This window comes from Testudinibacter sp. P27/CKL/0425, from assembly GCF_052931395.1.
Map to the genome: position 1 here is coordinate 997839 of NZ_CM128801.1, position 19304 is coordinate 1017142.

At 47.1% G+C, this 19304-nt stretch carries 16 protein-coding genes and 2 pseudogenes; 13 read left to right on the plus strand and 5 right to left on the minus strand.

The genetic code is table 11. The features are described from left to right. Window positions 1–235: 235 nt before the first annotated feature. Window positions 236–2417 (minus strand): annotated as a pseudogene (locus ACUHGC_RS04970) (molybdopterin-dependent oxidoreductase). Between the two features lie 34 nt (window positions 2418–2451). Further along, a pseudogene (locus ACUHGC_RS04975) lies at window positions 2452–3560 on the minus strand (NapC/NirT family cytochrome c). Window positions 3561–3859: 299 nt separating this feature from the next. Here ACUHGC_RS04975 and ACUHGC_RS04980 point away from each other — a divergent pair. The 3 genes from ACUHGC_RS04980 to ACUHGC_RS04990 are packed head-to-tail and all read left to right on the plus strand — an operon-like array spanning window position 3860 to window position 6096. Then, complete coding sequence (locus ACUHGC_RS04980) at window positions 3860–4489, plus strand: nucleoside recognition domain-containing protein (protein ID WP_446834528.1); 630 nt, start codon at window positions 3860–3862, stop codon at window positions 4487–4489. Between the two features lie 2 nt (window positions 4490–4491). Then, a complete protein-coding gene (locus ACUHGC_RS04985; RefSeq protein WP_446834529.1) occupies window positions 4492–4959 on the plus strand; it encodes a YjiG family protein in 468 nt (155 codons plus the stop codon). A gap of 15 nt (window positions 4960–4974) precedes the next feature. After that, a complete protein-coding gene (locus ACUHGC_RS04990; RefSeq protein ID WP_446834530.1) occupies window positions 4975–6096 on the plus strand; it encodes a M20/M25/M40 family metallo-hydrolase in 1122 nt (373 codons plus the stop codon). A gap of 146 nt (window positions 6097–6242) precedes the next feature. Here the strand turns inward: ACUHGC_RS04990 and ACUHGC_RS04995 are convergent, their stop codons facing one another. Further along, window positions 6243–6527, minus strand: a complete 285-nt coding sequence (locus ACUHGC_RS04995) for a helix-turn-helix domain-containing protein (RefSeq protein WP_446834531.1) — start codon at window positions 6525–6527, stop codon at window positions 6243–6245. After that, window positions 6517–6861: a type II toxin-antitoxin system RelE/ParE family toxin gene (locus tag ACUHGC_RS05000; protein WP_446834532.1), complete on the minus strand. Its 345-nt coding sequence runs from the start codon at window positions 6859–6861 to the stop codon at window positions 6517–6519. The genes ACUHGC_RS04995 and ACUHGC_RS05000 overlap by 11 nt, the downstream gene beginning before the upstream one ends. Before the next feature lie 809 nt (window positions 6862–7670). Here ACUHGC_RS05000 and ACUHGC_RS05005 point away from each other — a divergent pair. The 10 genes from ACUHGC_RS05005 (at window position 7671) to ACUHGC_RS05050 (ending at window position 17760) form a co-directional block, all read left to right on the plus strand. Beyond that, window positions 7671–9539 (plus strand): PTS mannitol transporter subunit IICBA, encoded by a 1869-nt coding sequence (locus ACUHGC_RS05005; protein WP_446834533.1) that lies wholly within the window; start codon window positions 7671–7673, stop codon window positions 9537–9539. Window positions 9540–9604: 65 nt separating this feature from the next. Beyond that, window positions 9605–10753, plus strand: a complete 1149-nt coding sequence (locus ACUHGC_RS05010; RefSeq protein ID WP_446834534.1) for a mannitol-1-phosphate 5-dehydrogenase — start codon at window positions 9605–9607, stop codon at window positions 10751–10753. Window positions 10754–10779: 26 nt separating this feature from the next. Further along, window positions 10780–11328 (plus strand): MltR family transcriptional regulator, encoded by a 549-nt coding sequence (locus ACUHGC_RS05015; protein ID WP_446834535.1) that lies wholly within the window; start codon window positions 10780–10782, stop codon window positions 11326–11328. An 82-nt stretch (window positions 11329–11410) separates the two neighbouring features. Next, complete coding sequence (locus tag ACUHGC_RS05020) at window positions 11411–11563, plus strand: hypothetical protein (protein WP_446834536.1); 153 nt, start codon at window positions 11411–11413, stop codon at window positions 11561–11563. A 203-nt stretch (window positions 11564–11766) separates the two neighbouring features. Beyond that, complete coding sequence (rbsD, locus tag ACUHGC_RS05025; RefSeq protein WP_446834537.1) at window positions 11767–12186, plus strand: D-ribose pyranase; 420 nt, start codon at window positions 11767–11769, stop codon at window positions 12184–12186. Between the two features lie 9 nt (window positions 12187–12195). Then, entirely contained in the window at window positions 12196–13686 is a 1491-nt protein-coding gene (gene rbsA / locus ACUHGC_RS05030) for a ribose ABC transporter ATP-binding protein RbsA (protein WP_446834538.1), read from the plus strand. Between the two features lie 9 nt (window positions 13687–13695). After that, complete coding sequence (rbsC, locus tag ACUHGC_RS05035; RefSeq protein WP_446834539.1) at window positions 13696–14676, plus strand: ribose ABC transporter permease; 981 nt, start codon at window positions 13696–13698, stop codon at window positions 14674–14676. A 46-nt stretch (window positions 14677–14722) separates the two neighbouring features. Continuing rightward, window positions 14723–15604, plus strand: a complete 882-nt coding sequence (rbsB, locus tag ACUHGC_RS05040; protein WP_446834540.1) for a ribose ABC transporter substrate-binding protein RbsB — start codon at window positions 14723–14725, stop codon at window positions 15602–15604. A 92-nt stretch (window positions 15605–15696) separates the two neighbouring features. Beyond that, the gene (gene rbsK / locus ACUHGC_RS05045) at window positions 15697–16626 is read left to right on the plus strand and encodes a ribokinase (RefSeq protein WP_446834541.1); all 930 of its coding nucleotides are present in this window, start codon (window positions 15697–15699) and stop codon (window positions 16624–16626) included. A 108-nt stretch (window positions 16627–16734) separates the two neighbouring features. Beyond that, complete coding sequence (locus ACUHGC_RS05050) at window positions 16735–17760, plus strand: substrate-binding domain-containing protein (protein WP_446834542.1); 1026 nt, start codon at window positions 16735–16737, stop codon at window positions 17758–17760. Window positions 17761–17832: 72 nt separating this feature from the next. Here ACUHGC_RS05050 and pssA read toward each other — a convergent pair whose 3' ends face one another. After that, complete coding sequence (gene pssA / locus ACUHGC_RS05055; RefSeq protein WP_446834543.1) at window positions 17833–19200, minus strand: CDP-diacylglycerol--serine O-phosphatidyltransferase; 1368 nt, start codon at window positions 19198–19200, stop codon at window positions 17833–17835. Window positions 19201–19304: the final 104 nt, after the last annotated feature.

Sequence of the window (19304 nt, forward strand, 5' to 3'; positions counted from 1 at the left end):
CGACATTAAGAAAAATTGAACCTGAATTTTAGCATAAGTGATTGATTAGTGATAACAATCAATTTTGCTAAAAACTACCTCTTTAGGTGTATTTTTTGGGTTGCTTTCCATTGTAATGTATTGATTTCAAGGTTAATTTTGTCATCAACCGATCTGCCGGTTGTTTGATCTAACGCAAATGAAAAATCCCAAGCCGACTTGAACCGGCTTGGGATTACTCGTACAAAGTGCGGTTTTACAGTTTGCTGTATTTCGGTTCGTCAAACACCGTGACGTTTGGCACTTCTCCGCTGTATTTTTCAACCTGTAAAATAGCCGTATTCGGCGAGTTGCCTTGCGCTAATTTTGAGGTGCCGATGTCCATGGTCAACACGTTCGGATTGCCGAATTTGCAGAGCGGTTTTTCGCCGTCGCCAAGCCCTTCCGGATCATACCAAGCCCCTTCGTGCAGCGCGACGGTGCCTTTGATAATTCCGTCCGTCACTACTGCTCCGGCAAGCACTTGCCCTCGTTGATTAAACAGGCGGACAATATCGCCGTTGGCAATTCCGCGCGCCTTGGCGTCATCTGTGTGGATTAAGACCGGTTCGGGTCCATTAACGGTGTAGTAACCTCGCAGCGTTTCTGAGAAACACAGCTGGCTATGCAAGCGATAGTATGGATGTGGCGTGACTAATGCGAGTGGGGATTCCGCTGTCACATTGCCGGCGTACTCCTCCGGCACCATCCAACTCGGATGACCTTTGCAGTCGTCATATCCCATTTTAGCTACGGTATCGGAGTAGATTTCGATTTTTCCTGACGGCGTACCTAATGGATTAAGCAACGGATCACTACGGAATTCCTCATAACGCACCCATTTTTTCGCTTTGTCGCTGGCTTTAAAGGTGATCAGTTTGTTTTCCTGCCAGAATTGTTCGAAGCGCGGCATGATAACCCGATTTTTGCGGGCGGCATCGTATGCGGTTTGGTAGAAGCCTTTTAGCCAATCCATTTCCGATTTATTTTCGGTAAATTTATCTTCTACACCCGCTAATTTAGACAATGCTGAAAAAATGTCGAAGTCGCTTTTTGCTTCAAATTGTGGCTCAACCGCTTTTTTCATCGGGTAGATATTCATCATTGAATAGTCACCGCTCATGGTTAAGTCATCGCGCTCATAAGACGTAGTAACCGGCAAGACAATATCTGCCATACGCGCAGTCGGCGTCCAATAAATTTCATTAACAATCACGGTATCCGGCTTTTGCCATGCCTTAATCAAGGTATTGGTATCCTGATGGTGCGTAAACGGATTGCCACCTGACCAGTAAATCAATTTAATGTCAGGATACGTGACTTCACTGCCGTTATATTGAATCACTTTGCCCGGGTTAAGCAAAGCATCGGAAATGCGCGCCAGAGGGAAACTTTGTTTACTGGTTTCATCTAACCAAGTCTGATTTCCGCTTTCACCAGATGCGTTGGCAGAAATCGCACCGATAATTCCGCCGGTGGCGGTTGGGCTGCCGCCATTGGAGTAGTGATAACTAAAACCAAATCCGCCACCCGGTAAACCGATTTGCCCCAACATAGAGGCAAGAGTGACCAACATCCAGTGGGTTTGCTCGCCATGGCGTTGGCGCTGCATTCCCCAGCCGCCCATCAGCATAGTGCGGTTGGCTGCAAAATCGAGCGCCAGTTTTTTAATGATGTCGGCAGGCACGCCACAAATTTGACTTGCCCAGTTTGCATCTTTAACGATACCGTCTTCGGCTTGCCCTAAAATATAAGGTTCGAATTTATCATATCCGACAGTATATTTTTTTAGAAACTCAGTATTGTGTTTTCCCTCACTAATTAAGGTGTGGGCAATTCCGAGCATTAGCGGCACATCGGTTGCGGTATTCACCGGGATCCATTCAGCGCCTAAATATTCACAGCTTTCACTTTTAACCGGATCAATGCAGATAATCCGCTTTCCGCTCTCTTTTAATTTTTTGAAATAATCAACGCCTTGCTGATCGGTGGATGTCCAAGCAATCCGCAGGGTGGTCATCGGGTTAGCAGCCCAAAGTACTACAATATCGGTATTTTCTAATACCACTTCCCAGCTGGTTTGCTGTTCATAAACTTCGATTGTACCTAAAACGTGCGGCATAATGACCTGTGCCGCACCGGTGGAGTAGTCACCTTTCGTTGGTTACGCTAGGTTCAATTGCCGGGCCGGATTTCACCACTTTGCCATTTTCAACCACAATGCCTAATGGCCCCCAGTGTGCGGCTGAAACGACGGTTGATGATTCCGCCGCCGCCGCGTTGGTTGCAGTGAATAGTCCGGTTGTAATGCCGCCGGTGCTAGCAAGCCCAACACTTCCCAATGAGGTGTTTTTTAAGAATTGGCGGCGACTTGCGTTTATTTTGTTTGTGCGTTGCATAAGATCTCCTCGTAGTATATTCAATAGCAAAAAATTAATGGGTATTTGCCATATCTTTGGCAAAGTGCTGCAAATAAATCGTAATGGCTCTTACTTCATTTTCATTCATCGAAGTGCGGTCTTTCATGGAATTAATCACGCCAACCCATTGATTTGCCGTGTAGTGATCGGCAGCAATCGGTGCATGACAGGTGCTGCAGTGGGTTTGATCTAAACTTTTACCATAGGCGTTTAGCGCATTGAGATCGGCGGTGAGCGCATTTTTATTGGCGCTGAGTTCGACACTCACTTGGTGCCAATCGGAACTGGTGACATCGTCATACACGGTATTGAGAATTTTCACCTCGGCTTTGGCATCGTCATCTAAAATCCCAACAATGATCCGTTTTCCCATTTCCTGATAAATGATGTTCTCTGCACCAGCCTGTTGCCAGCCTTGAGCCAAACCGCGGATATTGTCATTCTCTTGCTGCCAGTCGGAGAGCTGTGCGAAAGGCATTAAACGAATTTGTCCGTTGCCTACACTGGCAGGCGACATTGCGAGTGAATAAAGGACTTTATTCTCAGCGCTGAAATCTCCGGCGTGTTTAGTCAATTCGCCGGTGGCTGCGCTGGAATCAACCGGAATATCCGGCATAAAGTGGACTAAGCCTTTGTGGCAATCAATACAGGTTTGATTGGTTTCATCGGCTAATTTGTGCATTGTTTGCGCTTGTTCGGATTGCTCACTAAGAATCCAAGCCTCTGGGTTATGACAGGTTTTACAGGATGACGAATCCAGGGCTTTCATGTTATCCCAAACGGACTGTGCCATTTGCAGCCGATGTTGTTCGTAGGCTTCCGCATCCGGAATTTTGCCGGTGATTTCGCCCCAAACACCCTTAAGCGCCAGAAATTTGGCTTTAACATAGTGCCAGTTTTCAGGTGGAAGATGGCAATCGGCACATTCGGCTCGAATACCACGCCGATTGGCGAAATGCGTGCTGCCTTCCCACTCTTCTTTTGGTGTTGTCATGGAGTGACAACTGACACAAAATTCAGTTGAATTGGTTTTATGAACAGGCTTTGTGTCAGCCATAAACCCAGCGCACCCAGCAGCAGTAAAATAACGATTCCAAGTAGTGCTTTCTTTTTTATTAACATATTGATATTCCATTTGATGTTAGGGTTGTAATGAAACGGAGCCAGTGTTTCATAATTTTCATGGATTGAAATTGATATAAGTCAAAAATAAAATTAATTTCATGCTTAAATTAACTTAATGTCTTTTGTTGTAATTAAATTGTTATCGTATTGTTTTTCTTATTTTTATTTTTTGTATCTTGATTCTATTTAATTAAAGTTTGAACTGTGCGACAAAAATGAATAATGCGGATTGTTTCGATAATGGGATTTGGTTAAGGTAATAACGGTGGTTTATCTTAATTTAAAGGAGGCTCTATATGAATGAAAATAGCTTAAAAAAATTAATTGTCGGAACAATTTCGTTGGTGCTTGCCGTGATATTTTTTGGTGGATTTGCCAAGGATGTTATGGGCGGGATATTTGATTTCAGTAAATTGACCGGGCAATTTCCCGAGTGGTTGAAAACCAGTGGCGGGACGAGTGCCAAGGGCGGTTTTCTGTTTGCGCTGACGTTGGTGCCGAGTGTGATGCTGGCATTGGGTTTTGTGGCGATTTTTGAACATTACGGTGCGCTTTCTGCGGCATCTAAGTGGTTGAATCCGATTTTAAAACCGGTGATGGGGATTCCGGGGAACTGTTCGATCTCGCTGATCGCCAGCACCCAAAGCACCGACGCGGGCAGCTCGACCACTAAATTTTTGCGTGACGAAAAAGAGATCACCCATAAAGAATTGTTGATCTTCGCCGCATTTCAATTTAGCGCGGGGGCATTATTAACGAACTTTTTATCATCGTTTGCTCCGGTATTACTGATTCAAGATACTGCGGGACAGGTCGCGCCGGTTTCGATTGCGATGTGTTTGGGTATTATTTTTGTCTTTAAGATTTTTGGTGCCAATTTGATGCGGCTGTATGTGAAAAAATTTGTCAAAGATGATGAAGAATAATTATGAGCCAGACAACCAATCAAAATAAACTGATTACCGATATTTTTATTGAAGGCGCCAGAAAAGGCTGGAATATTGCGATCACCAGCACTATTCCGAACGTATTAATGGCGTTTGTGATTATTTATATCTTGAACGCGTCCGGCTTATTAAAACTGATCGGTGAATATTTAGGATTTATTATGTTGCCGCTCGGTTTGCCGGGAGAATCAATCGCCGTATTGTTGGCGGCGTTTCTCAGTTGGGGTGGTGCTGCCGGGGTGTTGGTCGCACTGGTGCAAGAAGGGGTTTTAAATGCGCAGCATATTGCGATTCTATTGCCGGGCATGGCGCTGGTCGGCTCAACCGTGCAATATATGGGGCGGATTCTGGGCGTATTGGGCGTGCCGGGGAAACACTATTTGGTGCTGTTCGGCATTTGTATTATCAACGCTTATTTGGCGATGCTCGTGATGCGCTTTTTAATATAACGCGGAGGTTTAACCATGAAACATGACGATTTACAGCCATTTTTGGCGGAACTAAAGCAGTTAACCGATATTGAAAGTCCGAGTTATCATTTGGAGGGCGTGCAGCGCGTCGCGGAGTGGTTTGCGCAAAAAGCCGATGCGCAAGGCTTAAAATCTAAGCCTGTCAAAATGAGTAGCGATCAGGTCGCCGATGGGTTATTGATCAGTAATAATCCTGAAGCCGAACAGTTTGATTTATTGTTTATTGCGCACATGGATACCGTATTCCCTGTCGGAACGGCAGAAACGGTTCCGTTTTTGCAAAGCGAGGACTGCATTAATGCGCTTGGGGTGATTGACGATAAAGCCGGTGCGTTGTTGGCGCTTTATGTGATCAAAGAGCTGGATTTGACCGCACTTAACGTTGCGTTGTATTTAAATTCCCATGAGGAAATTGGTTCATTGTATGCCAAAGAAAGCATTCGGGAATATGCGAAAAAATCTAAATATTGCTTTGTAATGGAGCCGGCGCGTGAAGACGGTTCGATGGTGGCAACCCGCAAAGGAGTGCTAACGTATCAAATTGATTTTCACGGCATTGCGGCGCATTCCGGCAACAATCCGCAGCAAGGGCGCTCGGCACTGGTGGAGGCAGCCAATTGTGTGGTGGCGTTTGCCGGTTTAACGGATTTCTCGGTGGGACACACTTTCAACAGTATTATCACCAACGGCGGAACGGCACAAAATATTGTTCCTGATTTTGCCTCATTAACGGTGGAAATGCGCTATCGCCGTCCGGCATCGGTAGAATATTTTGAACAACAGTTAGAGCAGTTGCTGAGCAATCCGTTGGTCGTGGGCGTAACGTCACAAAAAACGCTGCTCAACCACGAAGCACCGATGATCGATGAGGTGAATTTGCCGACTATCAAAGCGCTGTTTGCAGAGGTTGCACAAGAGATGAAACTAGAGGTCAGCTGGGTAGATGCAGGCGGAGTGAGCGACGGCAATATTGCCTCTTCCGCAGGCTGCCCGACCATTGACGGCTTGGGGCCGACCGGCGGCAATATGCACGTCAGAACCGAGTATATGGTTGCCAGTTCGGTGGTGCCGAAATGCAATCTTATCTTGCGGGTGATTGAAAAATTGCTGGCATAGCTGTCTTTGGTGAGGTGTTAAAATAAAGGCATAGTAGATAAAAATGTAGCTAATTTTGAGATCTAAGCTTTTTTGTCTACTATGCTGTAGAAGATTAATTCAACTTTGCCGCACTGACCGCGATATTTCAGGAAGGCATCGTGTAATTATGAAAAATTGAAAGTTAAGTTAACACCGCAAGCGTCTGCATAACGCTGTAGGCTGTTCACGCTTGCTCGGCTGGCATTACGTTCAAGCTTGCTAACAGCTGGTTGTGAAATGCCCATACGTTTAGCAACTTGACTGCTATTCAGCCCTGCTTTGTTACGCATTTGCTGCAACAGTTCTTGAAGCTCATCAACCCGTTTTTCTGCTTGATAAGCCTCATTTACAGCAGGATCAGACAACAGTTCGGCTTTGAGTGTTTTATATGCGATAGGTTTAATTTTCATCGGTCATTTCTCCTAAACGTTTCAATGCAAGTTCGATTTCGGCGGGTGGTGTCTTAGGCGTTTTTTTGATAAAAGTGCGCAAAATATAGATTTTTTTACCAACCGCAAAGGCAAAAAATGTGCATGTAATGTTTTGTTTACCAACTCTTAACTCAAACAGTCCATCGCGGACAATATCCGTATCAGGATAGCGCAGCTGATTGCCTAAAAGCTCAAGCTTATCTAATTTAGCCAATAATTTAGCTTTCATTTTATGCTCAAGCACAGTGATTTCATCGGCGGCATCAGGGTGAAAAAGAAGCTCAAACATTGGCTCATCCTTGTTAATTTTCATAAATTATAACCTAAAAGTTAATATAACCCAAAGGTTATTTTTAGGGCGGATATCGCAACATTAGGTATTCAGATCACGACAAGTCGTACCAGGAAATCAAATCAAGAATTAAAAGATATTATATGGTGATCTAGCAATTCAAGAGTTCCAAATAAGAAATTTCTATTTATAGCATTGTCATCTCTGCTGTCGGGGTGAATTGGCGGTTCAACAGATTTTTAAATTTCATCGAGCTGTTGGGAGTTTTCGCAAAAAGGATTAATAACGGAATCCCGACAACAATAAATAATATCTTTGCAATATAGACGCTAAATGCCGTCAGATCAGTCATAGCCGAGCGCATTGTACCCTCCTTGCCATATTAATTTCTCATACCTTTAACTTAGCAAGAGATGCTTAATTTTTCAACAAAATTGCGTGCTCAAATAGTGATTTTACCGCTTATATCAGACAAATCATGAATTTTAATCAGCCCAGTCTCCGACATCAATTTGTCGTAATACGTCACTGCTTCGGCGGCGCCCCCTCTGAACTGGTCGGAATGAAAGAAACTCTCCGTATCGGTTTTTTCTTCCAATATTTGAATTTTCTAGATGCTTAAAGTGTGATTCATATCACAAATTTGTCATTTTTAGATCGTAATTGTGATGTCTATCACATTTTATAAAATGACCCTCAAATATTTAATGTGAGATAGCTCACAAATCAAATCAATAAAATTTTGGTTTCATTTATAAGCATGATACTTTTTTGACCACGTAAAACGCTGTTTTACAATCCTGACTCTGACAATAACACTGAGGTGAAAAATGTTATCTGCTTCTGTAAAAGTGAAAGTCCAAAATTTTGGGCGCTTTTTATCTAATATGGTAATGCCGAATATCGGGGCATTTATCGCGTGGGGTTTCATTACCGCACTTTTTATTCCAACCGGCTGGATCCCGAATGAAACATTAGGCGCGTTGGTCGGACCAATGATCACCTATTTGTTGCCGCTGTTGATCGGTTATACCGGCGGTAAATTGGTTGGCGGCGATCGCGGTGCGGTGGTCGGTGCGATCACCACCATGGGGGTGATTGTCGGTTCGGATATCCCAATGTTCTTGGGGGCGATGATCGCCGGTCCTCTGGGCGGTTATGCAATCAAAAAATTCGACAAATGGGTTGACGGCAAAATCAAGAGCGGTTTTGAAATGTTGGTCAACAACTTCTCTGCCGGGATTATCGGAATGCTGTGTGCCTTGTTGGCGTTGGTGTTAATTGGCCCCGCGGTTAAAGCGTTGTCCGTAACACTGGCTGCCGGTGTTGATGTCTTGGTTAATGCAGGTTTGCTACCGCTAACATCTATTTTTGTTGAACCTGCCAAAATCCTATTTTTAAACAATGCGATTAACCACGGAATCTTCACCCCGTTGGGCGTGCAACAATCCACTGAATTCGGTCAATCTATCTTCTTCTTGATTGAAGCGAATCCGGGCCCGGGGCTGGGCATTTTGTTAGCCTATATTTTCTTCGGTCGCGGCAGTGCGAAACAAACTGCCGGTGGTGCTGCGATTATTCACTTCTTCGGTGGAATCCACGAAATTTACTTCCCGTATATCTTAATGAAACCACGCTTGATTCTGGCGGTGATTGCCGGTGGTATGGTCGGAGTATTGACACTGGTATTATTTAACGCAGGCTTGCGTGCACCGGCTTCTCCGGGGTCGATTTTTGCCGTGTTGTTAATGACGCCACCGCCTGCGTTTGTCGGCGTGATTATCTCGGTTATCGCGTCTTGCGCCACCTCATTTGCCGTCGCCTCTTTCTTATTGAAAACCGACAAACAAGATGACAGCGTTTCATTGGAAGATGCGACTTCGCAAATGAAAGCGATGAAAACGGGCAGCGGAAAAACCGAATTGAGTGCGGCGGATTATGGCAGTTTGCAAACCATTTATGTCTCTTGCGATGCAGGCATGGGTTCGAGCGCGATGGGTGCCAGTATGCTGCGCAAAAAAGTGCAAACCGCCGGTTTAGATCTGCATGTGGTGAACTGTGCGATTAACGATTTGCCGACAGATGCGCGCTTAGTGGTGACACACAAAGATTTAACTCCGCGCGCCAAACAACGCGTGCCGGAAGCGACACATTTATCGTTGACTAACTTCTTGGATAACGCATTTTACGATTCTTTGGTGAGTGATATTGTCAATAAAGTCGGCGCATCCGAGCCGGAAGCGGCAGCACAAGAAGTGGAACAGCCTGCGGCGTTCCAGCTACAAAAAGAGCAAATTTTCCTTGGTTTAAAAGCGGCGACTAAAGAAGACGCTATCCGTTTCGCCGGTGAGCAACTGGTGAAAGCCGGTTTCGCGAAACCGGACTATGTACCGGCGATGTTTGAACGTGAAAAACTGGTTTCAACTTACTTGGGCGAAGGCGTTGCGGTTCCGCACGGCACGATTGAAGCGAAAGACCAAGTCATTAAAACCGGCATCGTGTTCTGCCAATATCCTGACGGGGTACAATTCACCGACGAGGACGACGGCGTTGCCAAACTGGTGATCGGGATTGCCGCGAAGAATAACGAACACATCGCGGTGGTGACTTCTATCACCAGTGCGCTGGACAGCGAAGAATCTATCGAACTGCTGACCACCACAACCGATGTGGAACAGGTATTAAAACTGTTGAAATAACAGCAAAGGGGGGCTTGCCTCCCTTTTATCTTTGCAGTTTCAACATTTAGAAAAAAGGGTATATTATGAAAGCATTACATTTTGGCGCCGGTAATATCGGGCGCGGGTTTATCGGCAAGTTGCTGTCCGATTCGGGCATTCATGTGACATTTGCCGATGTCAACGACACGGTGATTGATCTGTTGAACCAACAGCAGGCTTATGACGTGAAAATTGTCAGCGAACAGGCGAGTAACATCGAACGTGTCGCGCCGGTAGGCGGCATCAATTCCAAAAACAGCGATCAGATCATCGAAAAAGTCAATCAAGTGAATTTGATCACCACCGCAGTCGGACCGAATGTGTTGGAAATCATCTCCGGCACGTTGGCGAAAGCGTTGGAAAATCGTTTTGCCGCCGGTAATCAGGATTACTTGAACATCATCGCTTGTGAAAACATGGTGCGCGGTACGTCTTTCTTAAAAGAAAAAGTGTTGGCGAAACTGAATCCGGACTACCATACCGCACTTGAGCAGTATGTTGGCTTTGTAGATTCCGCAGTGGATCGCATCGTGCCGCCGGTGGCGCCGAATGCCGAAAATCCGTTGCTGGTGACGGTGGAGGAGTTTAGCGAATGGATTGTTGATCAAACCCAATTCAAAGGTGAAATTCCGAACATTGCCGGTATGGAATTGACAGACAACTTAATGGCGTTTGTCGAGCGCAAATTGTTCACGCTGAACACCGGACACGCGGTGACCGCGTATTTAGGCAAACTGAAAGGCTTGCATCTGATTCGCGAAGCGATTGAAAATGACGAAATCAAACAGCAAGTGCGGTCGGTGATGCAAGAAAGCGGCGCGGTGCTGATCAAACGCTACGGCTTTGAACAAGAAAAACATTTCGCTTATATTGAAAAAATTCTGAAACGCTTTGCCAATCCGTATCTGCCGGATGATGTTGATCGCGTCGGGCGCGAACCGATTCGCAAGCTGAGCATGAATGATCGCTTGATCAAACCGTTGCGCGGCACAATCGAATATGGGCTACCGCACTTGGTGCTGTGTAAATCGGTGGTGGCGGCGTTGCATTATCACAATGAAAATGATCCGCAGGCTATTGAGTTGCAAACATTTATTGCGGATAATGGCGTGCAGGCGGCAATTGAAAAATACACCGGCTTGGACGACCGCGCGGTGATTGAGCAGATTATCGTCGCGTATCAGCAATTATAATTACACAGGATTGATGTCTTAACACTATGTCTCCGTCTCAAGAGCAGTTTGTTTACGAGCAGTTGCATGATATTCCGACGTTGCGCGGCGTGATCACGGCAGCGGTAAACATTTTTGATAATGACGTGGAACAACTGATGCAGCGGGTTTTTCGCAAAACGGATTTTGCGGTGAAATCGGTGGTTGATTCGTTGCTCGGCAGTCATGGGCCGTTAGCCGATTTAAGTGTGCGCTTGAAAGTGCTGCTTGGCTTGGGCGTACTTGAAACGGAGGCATATCAGGACATTGAGTATTATTTGGCGTTGAAAGAGCGGTTAAACAACGAAACCCAAGAATATGCCTTTTCCTCGGCGCTGACGCTGGAATTTTTAAACCAACTGAATTCGGTGCAAGATAAAGCCGTGCTGAAAAAGCAGGAAAAAGAGCTGCAAGCGGCGGCTTCCGGCGTGCAAGACAATAAAGATTCGTTGCTATTACAAGTCAAAACCATGCGCAGTGAAAAAATCCTGCGTTCCTACCTGCTGCTTTCGGTTAGCACCCTGTGCGAGCAGCTGCATATCGACAGCCCGCTGTGACCTTCGGCTATCTTAACGATAGCTTGCTTTTCCCAGACTACTCACCACGCTGCCCGATCATTTTTTGCGTACAGGATTGCTTATGACCGCACTTTTCTCACTTCCCGACTTGCCAAAAGTGGTTTTACACCAACATCTCAAAGGGGCTATCGCGTCGTCGTTGGCGTTCAAACCGGCAGAAAAACATCAAGTGCGGTTGCAGCGGTGCTATGGTCAATTAACCGAATCCGAATAGTACACCGTTTGTTCCTTTTGACGGAAAGCTGGCGAATTTGTCAGCTTTTTTCTCCCTTCAAATGATAAAACTCGATCTGCCTCACAAACTGAAACAAAGCTGCTATCTATTTTGATTTTTCTTCCCTAGAATATCGCCATTGTTTATCGAAACGTTTCGATGCGCTATTTTCAGCAGCATGATGAACGTGATGGAGTATAGAAATGAAAAAAACCAGTGTGCTGAATGCGCAATTATCCCATTTAATCGCCACCCTTGGGCACACCGACAGCCTGACAGTTTGCGACGCCGGCTTGCCGATTCCATTTGAAGTCGAGCGTGTGGATTTGGCGCTGACCGCGGGTGTACCGCACTTTTTGCAAACCGTCGAGGTGGTGACACAAGAGCTGTTTGTCGAGCGCGCGGTATTGGCGGAGGAGATCAAAGAAAAAAATGCCGAACTGCACCAAAATTTGTTACGGCAGTTGCAACAACTGGAACAGCAGCAAGGCAATCAAATTCAGATTGAGTATGTCAGCCATGAAGTATTTAAACAATTGAGCGGTGAATCCAAAGGGATTGTGCGTAGCGGCGAATGTACGCCGTATGCCAATGTGATTCTGTATTCCGGCGTGCCGTTTTAAGGATCGCGTATGCAACACCAAACCTTATTAAAAATAGAAGGGATCGATAAATCCTTCCCGGGCGTGAAGGCGCTGAATAATGCCTGCTTGAACGTGTATGCCGGACGAGTGATGGCGCTAATGGGCGAAAACGGCGCAGGCAAATCAACGCTGATGAAGGTGTTGACCGGCATCTATAGCAAAGACAAAGGCACGATCGAATATTTGGGGCAGCCGGTGAATTTCAGCGGCCCGAAAGCTTCGCAGGAAGCGGGCATCAGTATTATTCACCAAGAACTGAACTTGATTAACAATTTAACCATTGCCGAAAATATTTTCCTCGGACGTGAGTTTTTGAACGCATTTGGCGGCATCGATTGGAAAAAAATGTATCTCGAAGCGGATAAACTGCTGGCGAAATTAAATGTGAAGCACAGCAGCCGCCAGTTAGCGGGCGAGTTGTCGATTGGCGAACTGCAAATGGTGGAAATTGCCAAGGCGCTGAGTTTTGAGTCGCGGGTGATCATTATGGATGAACCGACCGACGCGCTGACTGACACCGAAACCGAATCACTGTTTAAGATTATTCGCGAGTTGACCGCCGAAGGGCGCGGAATTGTCTATATTTCCCACCGGATCAAAGAAATTTTTGAGATCTGCAACGACGTGACCACTCTGCGTGACGGTGAATTTATTGCCGAAGGTGCGGTGATCGATTTGGACGAAGATCGCTTAATTGAGCTGATGGTCGGGCGCAAATTGGAAGATCGTTATCCGCACTTGGAAAAAGCCTACGGTGAAACTCGCTTGGAAGTGAAAAATCTCTCCGGCAGCGGCGTGCACGATGTGAGTTTCAAATTACATGAAGGCGAAATTCTTGGTATTTCCGGCTTGATGGGCGCCGGGCGTAGCGAGTTGATGAAAGTGATTTATGGCGCGCTGCCGAAAACCGAAGGCGAAGTGCGGTTGGATAATCGGCTGCTTCACAATCGCAGCGCAGAAGACGGTTTGAATAACGGAATTGTGTATATTTCGGAAGATCGCAAAGGCGACGGGCTGATTTTGGGGATGTCGGTGAAAGAAAACATGACCTTGACCGCACTTCAATACTTTTCCCAATACGGGCACGTTAAGAAAGCCGCCGAACGCTTGGCAGTGGACGATTTTGTGATGTTATTCAACATTAAAACCCCGAGCCGAGAGCAGGAAGTCGGGCTGCTATCGGGCGGCAATCAGCAAAAGGTGGCGATCGCCAAAGGCTTGATGACTCGTCCGAAAGTGCTGATCTTGGACGAACCGACGCGCGGTGTCGATGTCGGGGCGAAAAAAGAAATTTATCAGCTGATCAATAAATTTAAAGACGAGGGGCTGAGCATTATTTTAGTGTCATCGGAAATGCCGGAAGTGCTGGGCATGAGCGATCGGATTCTGGTGATGCACGAGGGGCGAATCAGCGGTGAATTTATGCGCAATCACGCAACACAAGAACAATTATTGGCAGCCGCTATCGGTAAGTATTAAGGATGTAACATGACAACACAAACTAGCACAAAAAAATCGTTCAACTTGGGGCATTTCCTGATTGAACAACGCTCGATTATCGCGCTGCTGATTTTAGTGGCGATCGTCTCCATGCTGAACCCGAATTTTTTCAGCATGGATAATATTTTAAATATTCTGCGTCAAACGTCGGTGAACGCCATCATTGCAGTGGGTATGACCTTTGTAATTTTAATTGCCGGGATTGACCTGTCGGTCGGTTCGGTTTTAGCGCTCACCGGCGCGTTTGCCGCCACCATGGTCGGCTTGGATCTGTCGATTTTTATCGTAGTGCCGGTGGTGCTGATTGCCGGTGTGCTGCTTGGCGGCGTCAGCGGTTTAATTGTCGCCAAAGGCAAAGTGCAGGCGTTTATTGCCACCTTGGTCACCATGACCTTACTCCGCGGCGTCACTATGGTATATACCGACGGTCGCCCGGTCAGCACCGGCTTTTCGGATAGTGCTGATCAATTCAGTTGGATCGGAACTGGCTACCTGTTCGGCATTCCTGTGCCGATTTGGATTATGGCGCTGGTATTTGCGGTGGCATGGTACATTTTGCAACACACCCGCATGGGGCGTTATATCTATGCGTTAGGTGGCAACGAAGCGGCAACTAAATTGTCCGGGATTAACGTGACCAAAATCAAATTGTTTGTGTTCGCGGCAAGTGGCTTCTTAGCGGCATTGGCAGGGCTGATTGTTACCTCCCGCCTCTCCTCGGCACAGCCGACCGCCGGCGTGAGTTATGAGTTGGACGCGATTGCAGCAGTGGTGGTCGGCGGCACCAGTCTGATGGGCGGAAAAGGGCGCGTAATGGGCACGCTGATCGGAGCATCGATCATCGGCTTCTTGAATAACGCGCTGAATATTTTAGATATTTCATCGTATTATCAAATGATTGCAAAAGCATTGGTTATTCTGGTTGCGGTGTTGGCAGATAACTATTTGGGCAGTAAAAAAGTCGGATAAGAAAATAGATTCGACACACTTTAACTTACTTTAATGAGGAAACAAGATGAAAAAATTAACGACAGTAGCATCAGCATTAATCATGAGTTTAGCGATCGGCGGTTCTGCGCTGGCAAAAGAAACCATCGCATTGGCGGTTTCAACCTTGGATAACCCGTTTTTCGTGACGCTAAAAGATGGCGCACAAAAAGAAGCCGAGAAATTGGGCTACAACTTGGTGGTGCTCGATTCACAAAATGATCCGGCCAAAGAGCTGGCAAACGTGGAAGATTTGCTGGTGCGCGGCGCGAAAGTGTTAATGATTAACCCGACCGACTCCGAAGCGGTAGCAAATGCGGTGATGCGTGCCAATAAACAAGGTGTGCCGGTGATTACATTGGATCGCGGTGCGGCAAAAGGTGAAGTGGTGAGCCACATTGCGTCTGATAACATCGCAGGCGGCAAATTAGCCGGTGATTTCATTGCAGAAAAAATCGGCAAAGACGCCAAAGTGATCCAATTAGAAGGGATTGCGGGCACATCGGCGGCGCGTGAACGCGGCGAAGGCTTTGCACAAGCGGTTGCGGCACACGGCTTCAGCGTGTTGGCGAGCCAACCGGCGGATTTCGACCGCACTAAAGGTTTGAACGTGATGGAAAACCTGTTAGCCAGCCAAAGTGCGGTACAAGCGGTGTTTGCGCAAAACGATGAAATGGCATTAGGTGCATTGCGTGCGCTGCAAGCAGCGAAAAAAGGCGATGTGTTAGTGGTCGGCTTTGACGGCACTGACGATGCGGTGCGGGCGGTGGAAGGCGGCAAACTGGGCGCAACCATTGCACAACAGCCGGAAAAAATCGGTGAGTTGGGTGTTGTCACCGCGGATAAAATGCTGAAAGGTGAGCAAGTGGAAGCGACTATTCCGGTGCCGTTAAAAGTGGTGAGCAAATAATCAACAGGCAATAACAGCAGGAAACCGCACTTGGTTTTCAATCGGGCGGATAGACTATCCGCCTACAAGTGCGGTGATAAAAAGGTGAAAAAATGTCAAAACCGAAAAAACTGGCGGTGCTCGGCAGCATTAACGCCGACCATGTGATCAGCGTACCGCACTTTGCCAAGCCCGGAGAAACCTTGTCGGGGTATAGTTATCATATCGCCTACGGCGGAAAAGGGGCGAATCAGGCGGTTGCCGCCGCACGCCTTGGCATGGCGACCGATTTCATTGCGTGTATCGGCAGTGATGACATCGGGCAAGCGATGGTGAAGGCGTTTGCGAAAGACGGCATCAACACCGACACCATCAGCTGCATTGACGGCGAAATGAGCGGCATTGCGATGATTCAAGTGGCAGAAAGCGGTGAAAACAGCATCGTGATTGCCGCCGGTGCCAATGCGGCGCTAGATGAACAATTAGTTAAGCGCTTTCAACAGAATATTCTTGCCGCCGATGCCTTGTTAATGCAGTTGGAAACCCCACTCAGCGGTGTGCTGGCGGCGGCTAAACTGGCAAAGCAAGCGGGCACAAAAGTGATTTTAAACCCGGCGCCCGCCCAGCCGTTATCCGATGAATTGTTAGCGCAATTGGATATGATCACCCCGAATGAAACCGAAGCCGAGATTTTAACCGGTATTACAGTAGTGGATGAAGCCAGCGCACAACAAGCGGCAGATATTTTCCACCAAAAAGGGATCGCAACCGTATTGATTACCTTGGGCGCAAAAGGCGTATTTGTTAGCGAACAGGGAAAAGCCGGGCAGGTGATTGCGGGCTTCCGCGTGCAAGCGGTGGATACCACCGCCGCAGGCGATACTTTCAATGGTGGCTTGCTTACCGCACTTTTAGAGGGCAAACCGTTAGCCGATGCTGTCCGCTTTGCCCACGCTGCCGGGGCGATTTCGGTCACACGCCAAGGCGCACAACCTTCGATTCCAACCCGCGAAGAAACGGAACGGTTTTTACAAACGAGGTAAAAGTGCGGTTTTGTCGCATCTTTCCCAAAAGGTAGGGTGGGCTTGCTAGCCCACCATATTTGCGATCAATGAGGTGCATTTGTAGCTTAATAGAAAGAGCAAAATAGTATGGCAACCATGAAAGATATCGCGCGTCTGGCGCAGGTTTCAACCTCCACGGTTTCGCACGTCATCAACAATTCGCGCTTTGTCAGTGACGACATCCGAGAAAAAGTGATGCGGGTGGTGCGCGAATTGAACTACACGCCCTCGGCACTGGCGCGCAGTTTAAAAATCAAAGAGACCAATACTATCGGACTATTAGTCACCGCCAGCTCAAATCCGTTTTTCGCCGAAGTATTACGCAGCGTAGAGCGCTATTGCCACCGTCACCAATATAATCTGATTCTTTCTTACACCGACGGTGACAGCGAACGGCTACAGCGCAACCTCGAAACCTTGATCCGCAAACAAGTGGACGGCTTAATCTTAATGTGCGCCGAATCGCACTGGCAATTGAGCGATGATATCAGCCAGCGCTTACAGTTGCCAATGGTAATGCTCGACTGGTGGCCGACAGCCCTGAATGCTGACAAAGTACATGAAAATTCAGAATATGGCGGCTATTTGGCAACCAAAACCTTAATTGACGCTGGGCATCGTGAGATTGCAATTATCACCGGCAGCTTCAAAAAATCCTTGGCGTTCAACCGTCTGAAAGGCTACCAAACCGCACTTGCCGAAGCCGGTATTCGGTTGCGTCCGGAATGGATTCTCGAAAGCCATTTTGATATGGAAGGAGGGATTGAGAGTATGCAAAAATTGCTGCAGTTCAATCCCCGCCCGACAGCGGTTTTCGCCTGTTCCGACACCATTGCGATCGGCGCTTACCAAGCGGCATGGCGCGCAGGGCTGACCGTCGGCAAAGAAATTTCGATTATCGGCTACGACAACATCGAAATGGCGCAATACCTCTCGCCACCGCTGACCACCATTCATCAATCAAAAAACAACCTCGCCAAGCAAGCGGTCGAAATGCTGATCGCACGAATCAAAGATCCCACACGAGAAAACCGCACTTTGACACTCGAACCGCACTTGGTCTGGCGCGAATCGGTTGGTTTGAAAGAGTCGGTATTACTGAGTAAAGAATGATGGCTGGCTTGCCGCCGTATCATAGCAAAGTGCGGTTTGTCCGCACTTTCATAACTTAAACCAAAAGTGCGGTTACAAAACCAACCGAACGATTTTATCCGCTTGCACACGGCGAAAGCGATTCAGAAGTTTTTTGACTTCCGGCGGGTAATTTTGCAGTTTTTCCAGTGCCCGATAGTGGTGGATCAGGCTGGTATGCTGGCGAATGGTGTCCAGCTCTTTGCATAACTGCGGTTGCAACTGCTGTTTCGGATCGAGGATCAGCAGCCCGTTTTCGGCATCTAAACGCCATGCGCGCGGGTTTAGATTATTGCCGGTCAACAGAATATAGTGATCGTCCGCCCACACGCCTTTCAGATGGTAGGAGTTTTCGTCATGCTGCCACAAGCGTATTGTCAGTTGACCGTTGCTCAGCATGTTACGGTGTTTTTTGCAGAAATTACGAAGATTCATTTCATACAAATACGGCAGTGCCGCCGACATACTAAACGGTTTATCCGGCGGTGAGTAGAAATCATTGGCTGTTTTATCGCCGACAATAATTTCGATGTTTTTCCCTTCTTTGAGCAATTGCCCCAGTTGTGAGCGCAGGCTACGCGGGAAATTGAAATAAGGGGTACAGATCGTCAATTTTTGCTGCACCACGCCAAACAACGCCTCAATCACGCCATTTAACGGATTATGGTTTGCCAAGCCGAAGATCGGGGAAATCAGCAGTTGATTCGGCTGAAACGGCGTGGTTTCCGGCAATGAATAGCCTGGGTGTTGACTTAATTTTTTGCGATAGTGACGGATTGCCGAGCGAATAGTTTTATCTTTACGCACCGCTTGATCGAGCCGCTGAACCGCACTTGGGTCATGGATGCATTGCGCCAAAAATTCGACAAAGCTGTCGGCTAAGGCACTGTTGGTGATTTTTTGATAGCGGTCATAGCGGTATTTTTCCTGCTGGTGCAGATACACATTATTAATGCTGGCGCCGCTGTACAGTACGGTGTCATCGAATACCGAGCCTTTGATATGTAAAACGCCAAATAATTCACGGGTGTTAATCGGCACCCCGTAAAACGCGATATCGTTATCCGGCGGCAGCGCATATTGTTGCCGTTGTTCGGCGTACCATTCGGCATTGGTTTGGCTGCTTTCCGCGCCTAATAGCCCGCGTTGCGCGCGGTGAAAATCGACGAAAACCCGCACGTCCAACTCCGGACGGCGCAGCTTCGCTTGGTATAGCTCGTGCAGCATCTCTTTTCCGGCTTCGTCATTCTGCCAGTAAAGTGCGGTAATATAGATGCGCTTTTTTGCCAGTCGGATCAGTTGCAGGAATTGTTGTTTATAATCCGCTGCGGAATAGATGATTTCCACGTTTTCCGCCTGTAGCGGCAGGAACGGCAGCGATTGCAACTGATTGAGTGACTGATAATATTTAGGATTCAACATAGTCATCAAAATAGATCAAATAATCAGAGAATTCTCGTAAAGTGATTTAGTTTACCTGCGTTAATTAGCTTTGAACAGGATTTTCCCCAGAAGTTTGCTTAAAT

Excerpts from the sequence above, each read along its gene's own strand:
- ACUHGC_RS04980 (WP_446834528.1), top strand. The coding sequence starts at position 3,860 with ATGAATGAAAATAGCTTAAAAAAATTAATTGTCGGAACAATTTCGTTG.
- ACUHGC_RS04985 (WP_446834529.1), top strand. The coding sequence starts at position 4,492 with ATGAGCCAGACAACCAATCAAAATAAACTGATTACCGATATTTTTATT.
- ACUHGC_RS04990 (WP_446834530.1), top strand. The coding sequence starts at position 4,975 with ATGAAACATGACGATTTACAGCCATTTTTGGCGGAACTAAAGCAGTTA.
- ACUHGC_RS04995 (WP_446834531.1), bottom strand. The coding sequence starts at position 6,527 with ATGAAAATTAAACCTATCGCATATAAAACACTCAAAGCCGAACTGTTG.
- ACUHGC_RS05000 (WP_446834532.1), bottom strand. The coding sequence starts at position 6,861 with ATGAAAATTAACAAGGATGAGCCAATGTTTGAGCTTCTTTTTCACCCT.
- ACUHGC_RS05005 (WP_446834533.1), top strand. The coding sequence starts at position 7,671 with ATGTTATCTGCTTCTGTAAAAGTGAAAGTCCAAAATTTTGGGCGCTTT.
- ACUHGC_RS05010 (WP_446834534.1), top strand. The coding sequence starts at position 9,605 with ATGAAAGCATTACATTTTGGCGCCGGTAATATCGGGCGCGGGTTTATC.
- ACUHGC_RS05015 (WP_446834535.1), top strand. The coding sequence starts at position 10,780 with ATGTCTCCGTCTCAAGAGCAGTTTGTTTACGAGCAGTTGCATGATATT.
- ACUHGC_RS05020 (WP_446834536.1), top strand. The coding sequence starts at position 11,411 with ATGACCGCACTTTTCTCACTTCCCGACTTGCCAAAAGTGGTTTTACAC.
- rbsD (WP_446834537.1), top strand. The coding sequence starts at position 11,767 with ATGAAAAAAACCAGTGTGCTGAATGCGCAATTATCCCATTTAATCGCC.
- rbsA (WP_446834538.1), top strand. The coding sequence starts at position 12,196 with ATGCAACACCAAACCTTATTAAAAATAGAAGGGATCGATAAATCCTTC.
- rbsC (WP_446834539.1), top strand. The coding sequence starts at position 13,696 with ATGACAACACAAACTAGCACAAAAAAATCGTTCAACTTGGGGCATTTC.
- rbsB (WP_446834540.1), top strand. The coding sequence starts at position 14,723 with ATGAAAAAATTAACGACAGTAGCATCAGCATTAATCATGAGTTTAGCG.
- rbsK (WP_446834541.1), top strand. The coding sequence starts at position 15,697 with ATGTCAAAACCGAAAAAACTGGCGGTGCTCGGCAGCATTAACGCCGAC.
- ACUHGC_RS05050 (WP_446834542.1), top strand. The coding sequence starts at position 16,735 with ATGGCAACCATGAAAGATATCGCGCGTCTGGCGCAGGTTTCAACCTCC.
- pssA (WP_446834543.1), bottom strand. The coding sequence starts at position 19,200 with ATGTTGAATCCTAAATATTATCAGTCACTCAATCAGTTGCAATCGCTG.